Below are 16,859 nucleotides of genomic sequence, written 5' to 3'. Positions count from 1 at the left end.
GGGCCTCCTGGCGATCGGTCGATGCGGCCATCTGTCGATGAGGTCACGGTCATGCGGTTGTTCGCGTGCGCCGTACCGCCCGGGGTGCCGGACCGTCCCGGGACGTGAGGGGGTTGGGCCACGTCCCGGGAACGGCGGTGGTGTCGCTGGCCCGGCCGGGAGCCGTCCCTCCCGGCCGGAGTTCTTGTGGTGTCGTACCGGAGCGCAGCGGGTTCAGGCGCCGCCGGCCGCGATGTGGGAGAGGCGGCGTGCCTGGTCGCGGGCGTGGCGGGCCACGGCGTCCTCGTCGGCGTTGGTGAGCCGGCCGTCCTCGGCGACGGGGCGGCCGTTGACGAGGGAGAGCGTGACCGGGGCCGCCGCGCCGAGTACGAGCGCGGCGACGGGGTCGGCGATCGAGGAGTGCCCGATGCCGTCCAGGCGCCACAGCACGAGGTCGGCGAGCTTCCCGGGCTCCAGGGAGCCGATCTCCGCCTCCCTGCCGAGGACCTGCGCTCCGCCGTAGGTGCCCAGACGCAGCGCCTGGCGTGCGGTGAGCGCCTTCTCCTTGTGGGGGCCGAGCCGGTTGAGCAGGAGCGCGTTGCGCAGTTCGGTGTGGAGTTCGCCGGACTCGTTGGAGGCCGTGCCGTCCACGCCGAGCCCGACGGGGACGCCGGCCGCGAGCATGTCCGGGACCCGGGCGATGCCCGCGGCGAGCCGGGCGTTGGACGACGGGCAGTGGGCGACGCCCGTGCCGGTGCGGGCGAAGGCGGCGATGTCGGAGTCGTTCATGTGCACGCAGTGCGCCATCCAGACGTCGTCGCCCAGCCAGCCCACCGATTCGAGGTAGTCGGTGGGGCCCATGCCGAACCGCTCGTGGCAGAACTTCTCCTCCTCCACGGTCTCCGAACCGTGCGTATGCAGCCGTACGCCCTTGCGTCGGGCCAACTCGGCGGCCTGGCGCAGCAGTTCGGTGGTGACGGAGAAGGGCGAGCAGGGGGCGACGCCGATGCGCAGCATGGAGTCGAACGAGGGGTCGTGGTAGGTGTCGACCGCCTCCTCGGTGGCGGCGAGCGCGTCGTCGGTGGTCTCCACCGCGAAGTCGGGCGGGAGCCCGCCGTCGGACTCCCCCAGGTCCATGGACCCGCGGGTCGGGTTGAAGCGGACACCCAGTTCGCGTGCGGCGCGGATCTCGGCGCCGAGCAGGTCGCCCGCGCCGCGCGGGAAGACGTAGTGGTGGTCCATGGCGGTGGTGACGCCGCCGCGCGCCATCATGCCGAGCGAGCCCCGGGCCGCGGCGTAGACCATCTCCTCGTCGATGCGCGCCCAGGTGGGGTAGAGGGCGACGAGCCAGTCGAAGAGGTTGGCGTCCTGCGCCAGGCCGCGGGTGAGCCACTGGTAGAAGTGGTGGTGGGTGTTGACGAGTCCCGGCGTGACGAGGTGTCCCGTCCCGTCGACGCGCCGCACGACACCTGTCAGGCCCTCGGGCGGAGCTCCGGCGCCGACGGATTCGATCCGGTTCCCCGCGACGACCACGTGGCCCGCGGCGTGTTCGGTGTCGTGCGCGTCGACGGTTGCGACGGCGCAGTTCTCGATGACTACGCGCTCGGTCGTGCCTGCCGTGTCGGCCATGTGTACGTCCTCGGATGCGGGTCGCGTGACGATCGGGGAGGGCGGACCGGGAGGAGCGGGGAGCCGGGTGCTGCGATCGCACCCGGCGCTCAACTCTCCTGCCGGGCTCAGAGGTTGGTCATGTCCACCGGTATCCGCGCCTGGGCTCCGTCCCGCAGGACGGTCGCCTCGATGAGCCCGTACGGGCGGTCGGCGGCGAGGTAGACGGCTCCGTCGGCGGCCTCGTTCTTGATGCCGAAGACCTCCAAGTCCGCCTTGAAGTGGTGCTTGTTGGGCATGGAGAAGCGGATCTCGTCCAACTCGTCCCGCCCTTCGATGACTCGGGACCCCATCTCGTAGAGCGTCTGCTGCAGGGAGAGGGAGTAGGTCTCGGCGAAGGCCCGCAGCAGGAGCGTCCGGATGCCGCCGTAGGACTCGTCCCAGTCGGGCGGTGTGCCCTCGCCGCTCCAGTTGTGCCGCCACACGGCGCTGACCTCTGTGGCGAGGATGCGGTCGTAGTCCTCTTTGAGCGTCGTGTACTTGTCCTTGATGTATCCCCAGAACTCCGAGTCGGTGGAGTTGAGGACGGTCAGGCCCTTGAGCCCGCCGAGCACCTGGAGGCTTCCGCCGCCCCGGCTGTCGTAGGTGATCTGCGCGGTGCGGATCTCACCTCCGTTGCGCACGAAGGAGTGCGGGGCGTCGCCGCCGGAGGTGGCGATGCGGTCCCACGCGTACTCCTCGATGCGGATACGCGCCGTGGTGATGGGCTCGGTGCTGTCCACGAAGTGCCGGGCCAGCGCGATGCCGAACTGCTCGGCCGTCCGGATGCCGTGCTCCTTGGCGAAGGCGAAGACCGTGTTCTTCGTGGTGTCCGTCGGCAGGACGTGCGCGTTGGAACCGGAGTAGTGCACCTCGTCCAGGTCGCCGCTGAGGGCGACGGAGACGTTGAGGTCCTTGATGTGGTGGGTCCCGCCGTCCCTGGTGATCTTGACGACGCGGTTCTCCGCCTTGCCGTACTGGTTCTGGCCGAGAACCGTGATCGGGCTTGCCATATCGCTGTCAGCTCCCTCGGTATACGGAGTAGCCGAACGGGTTGAGCAGCAGCGGCACGTGATAGTGCTCGCCCGCGGCGACGGCGAAGACCACCGTCACCTCGGGGAAGAAGCTGTGCGGACCGCCGTCGCTCCCCTTGCTCCGCAGGTAGGGCTCCACCTCGAAGGTGAGCCGCGCGTGTGTGGCGCCCTCGGGAAGCGCCGGAAGGTCCTTGCAGCGTCCGTCGCCGTCCGTACGGGACGCGGCGTGCGCGCTCCACTCGGCGTCCCGCCCCGTACGCACCGACAGCTCGACGGCGACGTCCCGGGCGGGGCGGCCGGCGCTGGTGTCCAGGATGTGCGTGGAGACCGAGGCCGTGGTCGTGTCTGCCTTGCTCATGCTCGCTGGGGTTCCCTCTCCGCGAGTCCGCTCAGGCGGATCCTGTTGATCTTCGTCAGTTCGGTTCGTACGTTCTCGCGTTCCGCTTCCGGGGAGTTGGCCAGCCGTGAGCGGGCGGCGTCCCGCATCTGCTGCGCCGTCAGGCCCGTGGCGCAGATGAGGAAGACGTGCCCGAACTTCTCCTGGTAGGCGAGGTTCAGCTGGAGCATCTCCTCCTTCAGCTCCTCCGGCGCCCCCGCCATGCCCCGCTGCTCCCGTGCGGAGGTCGCGTCCCCGGGTTCGGGACGGCCGATCGGGGGATGGCCCGCCATCGCCTCCGCGAGGCCGTCGGCGTCGAGCGCACCCGTCGCGTCGTCGCTCGCGGCGAGCAGATCCTCCGTGCCGGCGTACGGGCGGCGGGCGAGCACCGTCCCGATCCAGGAACGCGCGGTGCAGACGGACCGGAGCGCTGCGCGGGCATCGCTCTCGGCGGACGAGTTCAGCCAGGTCAGACCTGGTGCTGCGGGGGTAGCTGACACTGAGGGACCTCCGGGGGCCTCCGAAGCGGTGCTGCTCTCCGGCTGGGAACAGCTAAGACCCCGCGGCGTCCATCGTCAACAGTTTGTTGAAGTTTGCTGTCGCCCGGCGCCCCGCCGCACCGCCCGGCCGCCGCGGAAGGAGACCCGGCCCGAGTGCGGTCAGCGGCGGCGCCGGCGGCGGCGTGCGAGGCGGTGGAACGCCTTCGGCCCGCCCGTCGGCGCGGGCAGTGCGCCCGCGACCGCGTCGGCCAGCAGGGCGCCGACCGTCTCGGCCGCGCAGGCGCGGTTGGCGCCGATCCCGCCCGAGGGCCCGCGTTTGATCCAGCCCACCACGTACGTCCCGGCCCTGCCTGCCACCCGGCCGCTCTCGTGCCGGACGGTCCCGGTCTCCTCGTCGAACGGCAGCCCGGCCTGGGGCACTCCGCGGTAGCCGATCGCCCGCAGGGCCGTACCGGCCGGGATCTCCAGTTCGCCGTTACCGCCGGTGGCACGCACGGCACGGACGTGCTCGTCCCCGCACACCTCCGTGGGCGCGGAGAGGAAGCGGAACACGATGCGGCGCCGCGGACCTGCCGCATCCGGGGGCACGGACCAGTCGACGGTCTCCCGCGCCACGCCCCGCAGTACCGACGCCTTGTCCTTCGGCCCGGCGGCGTCGATCACCGCGCCGACGCGCGGATCGTGGCCGTCCACGACCAGGTCCACCCCGGGGAGGTGCCGCAGAGCGAGCAGTTCGGATCGGGTGTACGCCGCGTCTTCCGGGCCGCGGCGCCCGAGCAGCACCACCTCGCGCACCTTGCTGCGGCGCAGCTCCGCCAGCGCGTGGTCCGCGATCCCGGTGCCGGCGAGCGTCTCCGGGTCGGAGACCAGGATGCGGGCGACGTCGAGGGCGACGTTGCCGTTGCCGATCACGACGACTCGTTCCGCCGAGAGGTCGACGGCGTCCGGCGCGACCTCCGGGTGCGCGTTGTACCAGGCGACGACGGTGGTCGCGGCGACGCTGCCCGTCCGGTCCTCGCCGGGGATCCCCAGCCGCCGGTCGGCGGCGGCCCCGACCGCGTAGATCACCGCGTCGTGGTGGGCGGCGAGTTCCTCTGCCGTGACGTCCCCGCCCACGTCGAGGCCGAGGTGCATCCGCACGCGGGGATGCGTGTGGAAGCGGGCGAAAGTGTCGCCGGCCTTCTTCGTCGACGGGTGGTCCGGGGCCACGCCGTACCGGATGAGACCGCCGGCGGCCGGGAGCCGGTCGACGAGCGTCACTTCGGCCCGGGTGTGCAGCAGCAGGTCCTCGGCGGCGTACATGCCCGCCGGCCCGGTGCCGACGATCGCGACCCGCAGCGGCCCGAAGTCCGGCGGCAGGACGCGTTCGAAGACCGGCTCGCCCCAGGCGTGGAAGTTCGGTCCGGGGCCGTCCGTCTCGGGCGCCTTGGTCTCCGCATCCCTCTCCGCCCGCGACTCGCTCCCGCCGGGCTCGAAGTAGGCCGCGTTGATGTCGGCGTACTCCCGCTGTCCGGCGGTCAGGCTGTCGACCGGGAAGACGGCGTCCACCGGGCAGGCGTCGGCGCAGGCACCGCAGTCGATGCAGGTGTTCGGGTCGATGTGCAGCATCTCCGTGCTGCCGAAGTCCCGCTCCCCGGGCGTGGGCCGGATGCAGTTGACCGGGCAGACGGACACGCAGGTGGCGTCGTTGCAGCAGGTCTGGGTGATCGCGTAGGCCATGTCGTTTCTCGCCTGGCGTCGTCAGCGGCCGTCAGATCAGGTCGGCGCGCTTGTAGAAGAACAGCGCGGGCCTGGTGAGCAACCCGACCGACGTCAGGAACTCCATCAGGCCCGAACAGCTGGAGCGCATCATCGACTTGTGGTGCTCGTTGGCCTTCGCCTCGCGGAGGGCGCGCTTCTCGTCCAGTCCGGCGTTCGCGTAGACCTTCCGGCTCACCATGCTGGTGACGATGGTGTAGGCGGCCACGGCGATCAGGACGGAGTGGATGTGACGACGCACCCGTCCGGCGCGCGCGAGGTGCTTGCGCGTCTCTTCGCGGGCGAACTTCATGTGCCGTGATTCCTCGACGACATGGATGTTGTTGATGGTGCGGACGAACGGCACGACCCGTTCGTCGCGCATCCAGTCGCGCTGCATGACGTCGAGGACCTCCTCGGCGACCAGGATCGCCGCGTACGCCGCCTCGCCGAACGCCACGGTCTTGAAGAGCCGGCCGAGTTCGATCGCCACCCGGTGCGGGCGGTAGGCCGGCGCCCGGAGCTTCTTGGCACCCCGGGCGAACATGATCGAGTGGCGGCACTCGTCGGCGATCTCGGTGAGCGCCCACTGGAAGGTGTCGCTGGTCGGGTCCTTCGCGTAGAGGTCCCGCAGCACCATCTGCTGAAGGATCATCTCGAACCAGATGCCGGTGCTGGCCACCGAGGCGGCCTCCTGCCGGGTCAGCGCCTTGCGCTGGGCGTCGGTCAGTTCGTTCCAGTACGCCGTGCCGTAGAGGGTGCTCCACTCCGGGCTGGCGCCGTGGAAACCCTCGTCCAGCGGGGTCTCCCAGTCGACCTCGGTGAGCGGGTCGTAGGAGAGCTGCGCGGACGAGTCGAGCAGCCGCCGCGCGATGCCGTCCTCCGGCGTGGGGCTCGTGGTCTCCGGGCGCGAGATGCTGATGGCCATGGTGGGACTCCTCGAGTCGGGTCCGTGAAGTACCTCGTCCTCTACTGCTATTACTGTCGGTAACAGCGTCTTGCTGACAGACCTTATAGCAAGAGTCGACGCCTGCCTACCCCTGAGTAGATCCGCGGTTTCCCCACCAGCCGCCGCCCGAGCGGCCCGATCACGCGGCGAGCGCCGTCGGCCAAGCCGCCCCGGCCCTCGTCGAGTTCAGGCACCGCTCTCCCCCGCGACGCCCAACAGCCCCGCACCGGCTGCGACTTGCGGCACCGGCCCGAGAGGTTCCGTTCATCCTCGGCTCATCCGGCGGTCATACCAGCGGAGACGGGGCTCCTAAGGTCGGGACGCAACGCCTACGGGAGCGCCGGGGAGCGCGGCAGAGCGCCGGGGGAACACGGGAAGGGGACCGTCGTCGCACGGGGAGACACGGGCAGGGCACGGAAGCGGCGCGCGGCCGCTCCCGCCGGCGGTCCGGAAGGCACCGCGGCGCGCCCCCGGACGGCGCGCGACCCGCACTGGGACAACGTCCGCTTCGCCTCCGGGACGCTCGTCCTCGTCGGGCACGTCGTCGAACCGCTCGGCCACCTCGACGGGCTGCGCTGGCTGTACATCGCGAGCTGGGCGCTGCGCGTCCCCGTATTCGTCATCGTGGCGGGCTACTTCAGCAGCGCCGGGCCGCTCGGCCGCCGAGAGCTGCGGCAGCTCTCGGAAGCGGTACTCGCGCCGTACCTGCTCATCGGGCTGCTGCACACGCTGCAGATCCGGCTCCTGGAGGGGCACTGGAAGTTCTTCACCTCGCAGCCCGCGTGGGGGCTGTGGTTCCTGCTGTCGCTGTTCATGTGGCGGATGCTGCTGCCGTATCTCGCCGTGCTGCGGTACCCGCTGCTGACCGCGATGGCGGCCGCCTTGGCCGTCGGCTACCTCGACGACTTCACCCGCCTCTTCTCCGCCTCCCGTACGGTCGCCTTCCTGCCCTTCTTCGTCCTCGGCTGGCAGTTGCGCCGGGGCCTGGCGGACCAGTGGCTGCGAGCACGCTGGAGCCGCGGGGCCGCCGTCCTGGTGCTCGCGGCGACCGCGGCTGCGGCCTATCCCCTCCGGTACGGCATCGACACGAGCTGGCTGGGCATGCAGGCCTCCTACGCGCAGACCGTGTCCTTCGCGCCCGTGTGGGCGTGGGGCCCGCGCGGGGCCGTGCTCGTGTGCGGGATGCTGATCGCGCTGAGCTTCATCCGGCTGATGCCCGGACGGCGGCTGCCGGTGGTGACGTACCTGGGCGCGGGCGGCCTCTTCATCTACCTGCTCCATCCCCTCGTACTGCGCGCCCTGTTCCACTTCGTGGGGCTGGGGTGGGTCGGCCCCTGGTACGAGCAGCTCGCCGTCGCCGCCTTCGGCTGCGTCCTTGCCGCGGCGCTGGCCTCGCCTCCGGTGCGACGCCTCGCGAGGCCGCTGGTGCAACCGCGGATGACGTGGCTGTACGCGCCGGAAGACTCCGGGGGTCGCGCCCCTTCGGCACCTCCGCGCAAGGAGCCGTCCGGGGAGCCGTCCGGGCAGCGGCGTACGGAACTCCCTTGCGATCACGCGGCAGGTACCACGGGCACCGAGGCGCCGCGGGCCGGGCGCACGTCGGAGTCCGTGCCCACGGCGGAGCCCGGACCCAGAGCAGAGCCCGGACGCAGAGCGGAGCCCGGACTCGCCCGCCCGGCACGGCCGGAGGAGCCGCTCCGGAATCCGCGCTGACCGCCGCCGCACCTCGCCTTGCCGCCCGTCCCCGACCGCCTGGCCGGCGGCGGGGAAGGGCGAGGTTCACCCGGCGGTGGTGCCGAGGCTGTGCGCGTGGCCGCGCGGGTTCAGGCCGAGTAGCCCTTCGGCGGGATCAGACTGGCCAGTTGGGAGAAGTTCAGCCAGTAGATCTGGTAGCCGTTGAAGGAGGCCGAGTCGGCGATGAGCACCGTGTTGTGGTCGGTGTCGTAACCGATCACGGCGAAGTAGTGGTAGACGGTCTGGTCCGAGGGGTAGCCGGGCGGCTGGTTGCCGGGCGGCGCGACGATGTTGGCGACGATCGCGTAGTTGTTGTCGATGTCGGCGACGACGTCCGACCACAGCAGGTCCTTCTGGGCCTGGGTGGGCGGGTCGTTGGGCATCTCGCGGGTGAAGTACTCGCCGGCGTCGATACGCGAGTTCAGCACCGTGGTGACCTGGCCGATGTGGTCGGTGCCTCCCGTGTGGGTGCCGAGCTCCGCCGCCAGGGTCGCCTGGCTGGGAGGGGCGACCCGGGCGGAGAGCGCGATACGGGTGGCCGCGGGGCCGCACCAGTAGCCGGTCTCCTGGACCTGGTACTCCACCGACAGGACGTGCTCGCCGTTGGCGTGCACCTCCTTGGTGCGCAGCACCGGGAACTTGCTGCGGTGCCCGCGGACGACCTCGGTGGCGACCTGGATGCCGTCGGGGTGCGCGGGGCTCGGGGGGATCGGGGCGACCTGACTGCCGCCGCGCGCCTGGGCGGTGCCGGTCGAGAGCAGCGTGGCACCGGTGGCGGTGAGCGCCAGCGCACCGGCGAAAACTCGTCTTCGCATGTCAGCTTCCTTCGATTGTGGGGGGCGGCATGAGCATGCCATAACAAACTCCGGGACGGGAGGGACCGTCCGGGCACTCACACGGGCGAGCTGCCCGTGGACGGACCGGAAGCGATCGAAGAGGCACCGGAGGAGCAACGGCCCTCCGCCGTCCGCACCCTGACGAGCAGTCATGCTCAAGTGCTCGCTATGGACGGCGAGTTGCCGAAACCCGACCGCAGGACACCGCCGCCGGGCGGTTCCCGGCAGGCAGGCACGGGCGCCGCCCTTCAGGCCGCAGCCGCAGGACGCTCGGACCGCAACGGTCAGCCAGTAGCAGTCAGGCAGCAACGGTCGGACGGCTCCGGGCGAGATCCCGGGCTCGGGCTTCCTGCCCAGTTGGGACGCGGCGCGTCACCCTTCGTCGCGGCGCTTCTCAGCGCGCTTCTCCTCCTGGGAGTTGATGTAGTTGTAGACCGTGAACCGGCTGACGCCGAGGGCGCCGGCCACGGTCTCCACGCCGTGCCGCACGGAGAACGCGCCGCGGGTCTCCAGCAGGCGCACCACCGACTGCTTCGTCTTGCGGTCGAGCTGGGCCAGCGGCATGCCGTGGCGGCGCTCCAGCTCGGCCAGGATGTGGTCGAGCGAGTCCGAGAGGTGTGGCAGCCGGACGGCGAGGACGTCCCGCCCCTCCCAGGCGAGCACGACGTCGTCGCCCCGCGCCTCCTCGGGGGCGATCATCTCTCCGCCCATCGCGTCGACGAGGGGCTTGACCGCCGCGGCGAACCTGTCCTGCTCGCCGCCGCTCACGCACTGCCCCGGGGGCCGTCGGAGGGAGTGCCGCCGGACGGGGCGGTGCCGCCGACGCTGTCGTCGACGACGTTGACCTGCAGCGAGATGCGTGTGGCCCCGGCCTCCAGGGACTCGCGGAGCAGGGAATCGACCACGCTCAGCACCTGCTCGGCCGCCCCTTCGGCGGTGTTGCCGAACGGGCCGACGTCCACCGAATCGAGCTGCGCCGTCTGCACGACCTGGCGGGCCACCAGTGCGTGATCCGGGGCCTCGTCCAGATCGAAGGGCTCGGTCGTGAACTCAACTCGCAATCGCACACGGCCAACCTACGCGAACCCGCCGCATCCCAGCCATCGGAAGGCGAGGCCGGGCACGCGGAGCGGCCGGACGGGCGCGCTCCGAGCACGCCCGGAGAAGCGCAGACCCCTTGACAGGTTCCGGGACCCGAGAGCAGTCTTCCATGAAGTAGAAACGTACTTTCACAATGCGGAAGACGAGCAGCCGCCCTCCTCGGAACGACGCGCACCCCGGGACTCACGAAAGAAGGCGATCACCGTGGCCCCCGATCCCGCCCGCTCCCCCGCCCTGAGCGGCACGGAGCACCGCTTCACGGTCAACCTCTCGATCCTCTTCACCGAACTGCCGCTGCTGCGGCGACCCGCCGCGGCCGCGGCCGCCGGCTTCACGGCGGTCGAGCTGTGGTGGCCGTGGCCGGACGCCCCCGTCCCGCCGAAGTCCGAACTGGACGCGCTGCGCCGGGCGTTGACCGACGCCGGCACCCGCCTGACCGGGCTGAACTTCTACGCGGGCCGGCTCCCCGGCCCGGACCGGGGAGCGCTGTCGGTGCCGGGCGAGGAGTCGGAGAAGTTCCGCCGCAACGTCGAAGTGGCCGCCGAATTCGCGCAGTCCACGGGATGCACGGCGCTGAACGCCCTGTACGGCAACCGGGTCCCGGGCGCCGATCCGGCGGAGCAGGATCAACTCGCCCTGGAGAACCTGACGCTGGCAGCCCGCGCCGCTCACGACGCCGGTGCCGTGCTGCTCGTCGAAGCGCTCAACGCCGTCGAGTCGCCCGGCTGCCCGATCGTCAGCGCGCCCAAGGCCGTCGAGGTCGCCGACGCGGTCGACGCGGCCACGGGGCTGGGCAACGCGAAGTTCCTGATGGACCTCTACCACCTGGCCATGAACGGCGAGGACCTGCACAAGGTGATCGACGCCTGCACGGAGCGGACCGCACACGTGCAGATCGCCGACAGCCCGGGCCGGGGCGCCCCCGGCACGGGAGAGCTGGACTTCGCCGATCTGCTCGGCCGCCTCACCGCCGCCGGCTACGAGGGCCTCGTCGGCCTGGAGTACAAGCCGGGTGACCGGCCGAGCGAAGCCGCCTTCGACTGGCTGCCGCGCGCCCTGCGCCCCGCCTGACGGGCCCGCCGCCACCTCGGCCCGCCGCCCCGCCGCCCCGTCGTCCCGTGCCCCGTCACCCCCGCCCCAGTCTCCGTTTCCGTCTCCGCCGCCCGCGACACCGAAAGGCAGTCACGCATGCCCGCCACCGCCACCGCACCGCACACCGCGGAGCGCACGAAGATCGGCTTCATCGGACTCGGCATCATGGGCACGCCCATGGTGCGCAACCTGCTGGCCGCCGGCTACCGCGTCACGGCCTTCGACCTCGACCCGGCGCGGGTGAAGGCCGTCGCCGCGGACGGAGCCGAGGCCGCCTCCTCCGTTCCGGAGGCGGTGCGCAACGCCGACGTCGTCATCACCATGGTCCCCGCCTCCCCGCAGGTCGAGGAGGTGGTCCTGAACGAGGGCGGCGTCCTGGAGCACATCCCCTCCGGCGGCCTCCTCATCGACATGTCCTCGATCACCCCGCAGACCTCCGTGGATGTGGCGGAAGCCGCCGCCGCCAAGGGAGTCCAGGTGCTCGACGCCCCGGTCTCCGGGGGCGAGGCCGGAGCGGTGGAGGGCGTGCTGTCCATCATGGTGGGCGGTGAGCGCGAGACGTTCGAGGCGGCCGCTCCCGTCCTGGAGACGCTCGGCAGGACGATCGTGCTGTGCGGGCCGCACGGCTCGGGGCAGACGGTGAAGGCCGCCAACCAGCTGATCGTCGCCGTCAACATCCAGGCCGTCGCGGAGGCCGTGGTCTTCCTGGAGAAGTCGGGTGCCGACCTGGCCGCCGCGCTCGACGTGCTGAACGGGGGCCTCGCGGGCTCCACGGTGCTCACCCGCAAGAAGGAGAGCATCCTCGCGGGCGACTTCCGACCCGGCTTCAAGGTCGACCTGCACCACAAGGACATGGGCATCGTCACCGACGCCGCGCGCGGCGTCGGCGCCGCCGTGCCCGCCGGAGCGCTGCTGGCCCAACTCGTCGGCGCGCTGCGGCAGCAGGGCGACGGAGGGCTCGACCACTCGGCCCTCGTGCGCGGCGTGCGGCGCCTGTCGGGCGAGAAGACGGAGGACTGAGCCATGGCCCCCAGCAGGATGCCCGCCATGAACGCCGCGGTCTCCATCATGGTCGACGAGGGCGTGGACATCGCCTTCGGCTGCCCCGGCGCCGCGATCCTCCCGCTGTACAAGGCGATGGAAGTGGACGGCCGCATACAGCACTTGACCGTCCGCCACGAAGAGGGCGCCGCCCACATGGCCGACGGCTGGGCCCGTACGAACGGCAAGACCGGTGTCGCCATCGCCACTTCGGGGCCGGGCGCCACCAATCTCGTCACCGGCCTCTACACGGCGCAGGCGGACTCGATCCCCATGGTCTGCCTGACGGGGCAGGCGGTCTCGCCCAAGCTCCACCAGGAGGCCTTCCAGGCGGTCGACATCGTCGAGATCGCCAGGCCCGTCACCAAATGGGCGGTGCAGATCAAGGAGGCGGCGCAGATCCCCTGGGTCTTCCGCGAAGCCTTCCGGATCGCCCGCGCCGGACGGCCCGGACCGGTCCTCATCGACCTGCCGCTGGACATCGCGAAGCGGGAGATCACCTACGACGCGGAGATCGACGCCAGGCTCCCCGTCCCCGCCGTCGAGCCCCATCCGCCGCGCGTGGAACGGGCGTTGGACATGCTGCTGGCGGCCGAGCGGCCGCTGATCCTGGCCGGCGGCGGCGTCATCCTGGCCGACGCGGGGGCCGAGCTGCGCGAACTCGTGGAGGAGCTGCGCGTGCCCTTCCAGGTGACGCTGATGGGCAAGGGCGTCATCGAGGACGACCACGAACTCAACCTGGGCACCACCGGCATCCAGACCTCGCAGCGGTACGCCAACGCCTCGTTCCTGGAGGCCGACTTCGTACTGGCCGTCGGCGCCCGCTTCGGCGACCGGCACACGGGTGCGGACATCGGCGTCTACCGGGGTGAACGCACCTTCGTGCACGTCGACATCGAACCCGGCCAGATCGGGAAGGTCTTCGAACCCGACCTCGGCATCGTCTCCGACGCCGGTCTCTTCCTCGCCGCCCTGCTCTCCGAGGCCCGCAAGCGGGGGGCCTCTGCGGACGTCGAGGGCTGGGTCGGCCGGTGCAAGGAGCTGAAGCGGACCCTCGTGCGCCGGGAGGACTTCGACTCGACGCCGGTGAAGGCGCCCCGCGTCTACAAGGAGATCAACGAAGTCTTCGACGAGGACACCTACTTCGTCACCGCCATCGGGCTCTACCAGATCTGGGGCGGCCAGCACCAGAAGGCGTACCTGCCGCGCCACTACCAGATCTGCGGCCAGGCGGGCCCCCTCGGCTGGGAGGTGCCCGCGGCCATCGGCGTGAAGAAGGCACTGGAGGGCATGGGCAGGCCGGACGCCGAAGTCGTGGGCGTCGTGGGCGACTACGGCTTCCAGTACCTCGTGGAGGAACTTGCCGTGGCGGCGCAGTACGACGTGCCGTACGTGCTGGTGATGCTCAACAACGAGTACCTGGGGCTCATCAGGCAGGCCGAGATCGGGTTCGGAATGAACTACCAGGTCGACATCCATTACGACGAGTTCGGCACCGACAACGTCAAGATCATGGAGGCGTACGGCTGTTCGGGCCGGCGCGTGTGGGACCCGGAGGAGATCTCCCCCGCGCTCCAGTGGGCGCGCAAGGAGGCCGCCGCCACCTCGCGGCCGGTCCTGGTGGAGATCATGATCGAGCGGGAGGCCAACACGCCGCACGGCCCGGACATCGACGCCGTGAAGGAGTTCGAACCCGCCGACTGACGCCTGCGGAACGGCACTTGACGCTCCGCGGACGGCGCCCGGTCCTCCGTCTTTCTCCCGCCTTCCTCTTCGGAAATCACGCACTTTCAGGGACGATATGAGCTGCGCCGCGCCGCCCCCGGCGACGCGGCGAGGACCGACTCGTCTCCCCGACCCTCCGCTGGAGCCGAAGAGATGGCAGAAAGCGTGCCCGTGTGCTGCCCGGAGTGCCGCCGCGAGCACACCTACACCCCGCCGGTCTACCAGTGCGACTGCGGCGCGCCCGTCGTGCTGCCACTGCGGCCGGACGTCCCTCCCACGCAGGTGCACCACCGCACCTGGGACGACTCCTGGGTCGAGGTGGGGTGTTCCGCCTGCGGCACGTCGGTCCAGTGGCCGCAGCCCGAACTGGGCTGCGGCTGCGGGACGTTGCTGCGGCTGCCGGTGGCCCCGTACGCGGAGCACGGCGGCGCCGGTGCGCCCGGACCCACCGCGCCCGAGGCCCAGGACGCCTCCCGCGTACCGCCCGCGTCCACCTCCGGCACGGCGGGCCGCACCTCGGAGGCCACCGCGACCGGCGCCCTGGAGGAGTGCGCCGGCAAGAGGCCGTCCAGGACGCGGCCCAGCTTCCAGCCCGTCACCATCCGCACCGCGCAGGACGCCCGTACGGCCGCCGCACAGTACCTGCGGTGGCTGGGCTTCGACGCCGTACGCGTCACGGAGAAGCGCGCCGCCTCAGGGGTGGACCTGCGCGGCGGCGGCATCGTGGCGCACGTCGACCCCTCGACCGATCCGACGGGCTTCGGCGACGTCGAGACGCTCTGGCTCAACGGCCTCAACGAGGAGGCGGGCACGGCCTGTTTCTCCCTCGCCGGCTACACGCGGGAGGCCCGGATGCGCGCGGACTCCCTCGGCGTCGCCCTGTTCGTCCTCGACCTGACGGGCATGCCCCAGGCCGTCAACGACCCGGCGGACGACCTCATCCGCTCGGTGTGCTGAGGCCGGGACGGACCCCGTCCGCCCGCACGCGGGCGGACCGGCGGGCCGGGAGGACCGGACCGCTCGGCGCCGCGCCCACCCGCGATCACGCCCTCCGGACGACGGCTCCCGCCGCGGCCAGCGCGGCAGTCGCCTCCTCGGGGGCGGCCGCGTCGGTGACGACGGCGTGCAGGGCGGAGGCCGGCGCGACGAGGGCCAGAGCCGTGCGGGAGAACTTGGAGGCCTCGGCCACGGCGACGACCCTGCGGGCCGAGGCGATCGCCGCACGCTTGACCTCCGCGTCGGCCAGGTCGTAGGCCGTCAGACCGTCGTCGGCGGTCAGTCCGCAGCAGCCGACGACAGCGGTGTCGAAGCGCAGCGACGCGAGAGAGGCCGTGGCCAGCGGACCGGTCAGGGCGAGTTCGCCCGGACGCGGCAGGCCTCCCGGCACCAGCAGCGTCACCTGGGGCCCGCCGGTGAGCGCGTTGACGGCGTGCAGGGACAGCGGCATCACGGTCACGCGGCGGTCGCGGAGGACGCGGGCCACCTCCAGGCAGGTGGTACCGCTGTCGAGTACGACGGACTCGCCGTCGGCGATCAGGCGGGAGACCTCCTCGGCGATGCGCCGCTTCGCCTCCCCGCCTTCGGCGGCCCGCAGCGCGAACGGCGGCTCCTGGCCGCGCAGCAGCAGGGAACGCGCTCCGCCGCGGTAGCGCTCGAGGACCCCCTGTCCGGCCAGCACCTCGAGGTCGCGGCGGACGGTCATCTCCGATGCCCCTGTCAGCTCGGCCAGTTCGGCCACTCCCATGCTGCCCGCGGCCCGTACGGCGTCCGCTATCCGCTTCAGCCGGTCTGTGCTCACCATGGCCCGTAGTGAACAACAGCCTTGTTCGGAACGCCAGTTACACACATGGATTCTGTTATGTATGTTCGCCCCATGGCACGTTCGCTTCGTCTCGCCCGCTGGGCCACCTTCCTCTACTTCGGCCTCAACGGCTTCATCATGGGGATGTGGGTGGTCCACATCCCGGTGATCGAGAACCGGGTAGGGGTCAGCCACGCCGGGCTCGGCTGGCTGCTGCTGCTCCTCGGCGCGGGAGCCTTCGCCGGCATGCAGCTCGCCGGGCCCTTCACCGACCGCCTCGGCCTGCGTACCGCCGTGCCCGCCGGGGCGGTCCTGTGCAGCGCGGCGCTCGCCCTGCCCGGCCTCGCGACCGGAGCCGTCGCCCTGGGCGGCGCACTGGTGGTCCTCGGGTTCGGCAACGGCTGCCTGGACGTCGCCATGAACGCGCACGCGGTCCACGTCGAACGCGCCTACCGGCGCCCCGTCATGTCGGCCTTCCACGCCGTCTTCTCGATCGGCGGCGTGCTCGCCGCCCTGGTCTGCGCGCAGACCCTCAGCCGGGGCCACCCCCCGGAAGTCACGCTCGGCGTGGTCGCCGCGCTGGGGACGGCGGCCGGTCTGCTCGCGGCGCCCGCGCTGCTGCGGACACCGCGTTCCGGGAGCGCGCCGAAATCCGCGGAAGGCCGGCGGCGCCGGCCCCGGACGCCCGCCCGGACGTGGGCGCTGGCCGTCCTCGCCCTGATACTGATGCTCTGCGAGGGAGTGGCCAACGACTGGTCGACGCTGCACCTCCGCGACTCCCTCGACGCACCCGCCGCCACTGCCGCCCTCGCCTACGGCGCCTTCGCCACGGCGATGACGGCGGGCCGGCTGCTGGCCGACCGGATCGCCGGCCGCTTCGGAGCCGTCGCCGTACTGCGCTACGGCTCGGCCGTCGCGGCGGCCGGCCTCGGCACGGCGGCGCTGTCGCCGTGGACCGCCGCCGCGCTCGCCGGATGGGGGCTGTTCGGTCTCGGGCTCTCCGGCTGCGTCCCCCAGCTCTTCAGCGCCGCCGGGCACGCCGAACCCGAGACCGCGGCGACGAACGTCTCCCGCGTCGCCGGCCTGGGCTACCTCGGGATGCTCGCCGGGCCCGCCCTCATCGGGGCGCTCACCCACGTCGCCCCGCTCAACCTCGTGCTGCTCCTGCCGGTGGCGCTGTGCGCCGTCGGTGCGGCCGCCGCGGGCATCCTGCACACCGGCACAGGCACCGGCCCGGAGGCAGGCACCGGCACCGCAGGCGAACCCGCGTCGCCCGAGCGGAGCGCCGCGGCCGGCCGCCCCTGACG

The 16,859-nt window shown here is 72.0% G+C and carries 15 protein-coding genes and 1 pseudogene; 6 read left to right on the top strand and 10 right to left on the bottom strand.

Annotation, left to right across the window (positions count from 1 at the left end; translation table 11 throughout):
* Nucleotides 1-213: 213 nt before the first annotated feature.
* The 6 genes from H181DRAFT_RS19200 to H181DRAFT_RS19175 form a co-directional block, all read right to left on the bottom strand.
* Nucleotides 214-1,608, bottom strand: a complete 1,395-nt coding sequence (locus H181DRAFT_RS19200; protein ID WP_045865775.1) for an 8-oxoguanine deaminase — start codon at nt 1,606-1,608, stop codon at nt 214-216.
* Between the two features lie 107 nt (nt 1,609-1,715).
* A complete protein-coding gene (pucL, locus tag H181DRAFT_RS19195) occupies nt 1,716-2,639 on the bottom strand; it encodes a factor-independent urate hydroxylase (RefSeq protein WP_045865774.1) in 924 nt (307 codons plus the stop codon).
* A 7-nt stretch (nt 2,640-2,646) separates the two neighbouring features.
* Nucleotides 2,647-3,018 (bottom strand): hydroxyisourate hydrolase, encoded by a 372-nt coding sequence (gene uraH / locus H181DRAFT_RS19190; protein ID WP_045865773.1) that lies wholly within the window; start codon nt 3,016-3,018, stop codon nt 2,647-2,649.
* Nucleotides 3,015-3,536, bottom strand: a complete 522-nt coding sequence (gene uraD / locus H181DRAFT_RS19185) for a 2-oxo-4-hydroxy-4-carboxy-5-ureidoimidazoline decarboxylase (protein WP_045865772.1) — start codon at nt 3,534-3,536, stop codon at nt 3,015-3,017. Before uraD ends, uraH begins: the two co-directional genes overlap by 4 nt.
* 159 nt (nt 3,537-3,695) lie before the next feature.
* Entirely contained in the window at nt 3,696-5,255 is a 1,560-nt protein-coding gene (locus H181DRAFT_RS19180) for an FAD-dependent oxidoreductase (protein WP_045865771.1), read from the bottom strand.
* A 31-nt stretch (nt 5,256-5,286) separates the two neighbouring features.
* Nucleotides 5,287-6,201 (bottom strand): AurF N-oxygenase family protein, encoded by a 915-nt coding sequence (locus H181DRAFT_RS19175; protein ID WP_045865770.1) that lies wholly within the window; start codon nt 6,199-6,201, stop codon nt 5,287-5,289.
* A gap of 258 nt (nt 6,202-6,459) precedes the next feature.
* Here H181DRAFT_RS19175 and H181DRAFT_RS19170 point away from each other — a divergent pair, with 258 nt between their 5' ends.
* Nucleotides 6,460-7,935, top strand: coding sequence for an acyltransferase family protein (locus H181DRAFT_RS19170; protein WP_074467941.1), 1,476 nt, complete (start codon nt 6,460-6,462; stop codon nt 7,933-7,935).
* A gap of 110 nt (nt 7,936-8,045) precedes the next feature.
* Here H181DRAFT_RS19170 and H181DRAFT_RS19165 read toward each other — a convergent pair whose 3' ends face one another.
* From H181DRAFT_RS19165 to H181DRAFT_RS19155, 3 genes are all read right to left on the bottom strand, one after another.
* Entirely contained in the window at nt 8,046-8,771 is a 726-nt protein-coding gene (locus H181DRAFT_RS19165; protein WP_045865769.1) for a C39 family peptidase, read from the bottom strand.
* A 393-nt stretch (nt 8,772-9,164) separates the two neighbouring features.
* A complete protein-coding gene (locus H181DRAFT_RS19160; protein ID WP_045865873.1) occupies nt 9,165-9,503 on the bottom strand; it encodes a helix-turn-helix domain-containing protein in 339 nt (112 codons plus the stop codon).
* Between the two features lie 53 nt (nt 9,504-9,556).
* A complete protein-coding gene (locus H181DRAFT_RS19155) occupies nt 9,557-9,859 on the bottom strand; it encodes a hypothetical protein (RefSeq protein ID WP_045865768.1) in 303 nt (100 codons plus the stop codon).
* A 268-nt stretch (nt 9,860-10,127) separates the two neighbouring features.
* Here H181DRAFT_RS19155 and H181DRAFT_RS19150 point away from each other — a divergent pair, with 268 nt between their 5' ends.
* The 4 genes and pseudogenes from H181DRAFT_RS19150 (at nt 10,128) to H181DRAFT_RS19135 (ending at nt 14,708) form a co-directional block, all read left to right on the top strand.
* A complete protein-coding gene (locus H181DRAFT_RS19150; RefSeq protein ID WP_045865872.1) occupies nt 10,128-10,964 on the top strand; it encodes a TIM barrel protein in 837 nt (278 codons plus the stop codon).
* A 96-nt stretch (nt 10,965-11,060) separates the two neighbouring features.
* Nucleotides 11,061-12,005 (top strand): annotated as a pseudogene (locus tag H181DRAFT_RS19145) (2-hydroxy-3-oxopropionate reductase); the annotation flags it as partial.
* A 3-nt stretch (nt 12,006-12,008) separates the two neighbouring features.
* Nucleotides 12,009-13,730: a glyoxylate carboligase gene (gene gcl, locus H181DRAFT_RS19140; protein ID WP_045865766.1), complete on the top strand. Its 1,722-nt coding sequence runs from the start codon at nt 12,009-12,011 to the stop codon at nt 13,728-13,730.
* 174 nt (nt 13,731-13,904) lie between these two features.
* Entirely contained in the window at nt 13,905-14,708 is an 804-nt protein-coding gene (locus H181DRAFT_RS19135; protein ID WP_045865765.1) for a hypothetical protein, read from the top strand.
* 85 nt (nt 14,709-14,793) lie between these two features.
* Here the strand turns inward: H181DRAFT_RS19135 and H181DRAFT_RS19130 are convergent, their stop codons facing one another.
* A complete protein-coding gene (locus tag H181DRAFT_RS19130) occupies nt 14,794-15,552 on the bottom strand; it encodes a DeoR/GlpR family DNA-binding transcription regulator (protein ID WP_045865764.1) in 759 nt (252 codons plus the stop codon).
* Between the two features lie 72 nt (nt 15,553-15,624).
* Between H181DRAFT_RS19130 and H181DRAFT_RS19125 the strand changes: the two genes are divergently transcribed.
* Nucleotides 15,625-16,857, top strand: a complete 1,233-nt coding sequence (locus H181DRAFT_RS19125) for an MFS transporter (RefSeq protein ID WP_045865763.1) — start codon at nt 15,625-15,627, stop codon at nt 16,855-16,857.
* Nucleotides 16,858-16,859 lie beyond the last annotated feature (2 nt).

The sequence above is a fragment of the Streptomyces sp. WMMB 714 genome, assembly GCF_900090125.1.
Taxonomy (GTDB): Bacteria; Actinomycetota; Actinomycetes; order Streptomycetales; family Streptomycetaceae; genus Streptomyces; species Streptomyces daqingensis.
This window is presented reverse-complemented; position numbering and strand designations above follow the sequence as displayed.

What these genes read in the sequence shown, in the direction of transcription:
- H181DRAFT_RS19200 (WP_045865775.1), bottom strand. Translation starts at nt 1,608, where the DNA reads ATGGCCGACACGGCAGGCACGACCGAGCGCGTAGTCATCGAGAACTGC.
- pucL (WP_045865774.1), bottom strand. Translation starts at nt 2,639, where the DNA reads ATGGCAAGCCCGATCACGGTTCTCGGCCAGAACCAGTACGGCAAGGCG.
- uraH (WP_045865773.1), bottom strand. Translation starts at nt 3,018, where the DNA reads ATGAGCAAGGCAGACACGACCACGGCCTCGGTCTCCACGCACATCCTG.
- H181DRAFT_RS19180 (WP_045865771.1), bottom strand. Translation starts at nt 5,255, where the DNA reads ATGGCCTACGCGATCACCCAGACCTGCTGCAACGACGCCACCTGCGTG.
- H181DRAFT_RS19175 (WP_045865770.1), bottom strand. Translation starts at nt 6,201, where the DNA reads ATGGCCATCAGCATCTCGCGCCCGGAGACCACGAGCCCCACGCCGGAG.
- H181DRAFT_RS19165 (WP_045865769.1), bottom strand. Translation starts at nt 8,771, where the DNA reads ATGCGAAGACGAGTTTTCGCCGGTGCGCTGGCGCTCACCGCCACCGGT.
- H181DRAFT_RS19160 (WP_045865873.1), bottom strand. Translation starts at nt 9,503, where the DNA reads ATGGGCGGAGAGATGATCGCCCCCGAGGAGGCGCGGGGCGACGACGTC.
- gcl (WP_045865766.1), top strand. Translation starts at nt 12,009, where the DNA reads ATGGCCCCCAGCAGGATGCCCGCCATGAACGCCGCGGTCTCCATCATG.
- H181DRAFT_RS19135 (WP_045865765.1), top strand. Translation starts at nt 13,905, where the DNA reads ATGGCAGAAAGCGTGCCCGTGTGCTGCCCGGAGTGCCGCCGCGAGCAC.
- H181DRAFT_RS19130 (WP_045865764.1), bottom strand. Translation starts at nt 15,552, where the DNA reads ATGGTGAGCACAGACCGGCTGAAGCGGATAGCGGACGCCGTACGGGCC.
- H181DRAFT_RS19125 (WP_045865763.1), top strand. Translation starts at nt 15,625, where the DNA reads ATGGCACGTTCGCTTCGTCTCGCCCGCTGGGCCACCTTCCTCTACTTC.